General features: G+C 62.2%; 1 protein-coding gene. It reads left to right on the forward strand.

Annotated elements, in window-relative coordinates; translation table 11 throughout:
- Positions 1 to 102: 102 nt before the first annotated feature.
- A partial coding sequence (locus EOD07_RS36795; RefSeq protein ID WP_206519683.1) for an AraC family ligand binding domain-containing protein occupies positions 103 to 553 on the forward strand: 451 nt, incomplete at its 3' end.

Consider the following 553-nt stretch of genomic DNA (forward strand, 5'->3'; position numbering starts at 1 on the left):
CCTGGGAGACGCGATCGGCTGCGACGGAAAGGCTTAACCTATCGACTTTTGGGTCTGAAAAATTTAGAGATAAAGCCAAATGGTCACTAAAAGGCGTCAAGCATGAGACAGCCACTCCGCTGGCCCTGGCTGGATTTCGATGTCGATCAAGTGGCCGCGCCGGCGATCGCAATTGGCGTCGACGTCACCGAGACCAGGGCCGAGGTGCGCGAGCATTGGCATCGCAAGGGGCAGCTTGTCTTCGCGCTCGGCGGCGCCGTCACCTGCCGCGTTCCGAACGAGCTTTGGATGGTGCCGCCGCATTGCGGGGTGTGGGTGCCGAGCCGCATGGAACACAGCAACATCGCGACGGCGAATGCGCGGATTTTCTTCGTCTATATCGAGCCGGGCGCCGCCGACCTGCCGGATCGGTGCTGCACGCTTTCGATCTCGCCGCTGCTGCGCGAGGTGATCATCGAACTGTCGGAATGCGCGCCAGACGACGCGCGGTGCGATTTCCTGGGAAAGGTCCTGCTCGCCGAGCTGCCGCTGATGCCCGTGCAGCAATTGCACC

Source organism: Mesorhizobium sp. M2C.T.Ca.TU.002.02.1.1 (genome assembly GCF_003997225.1).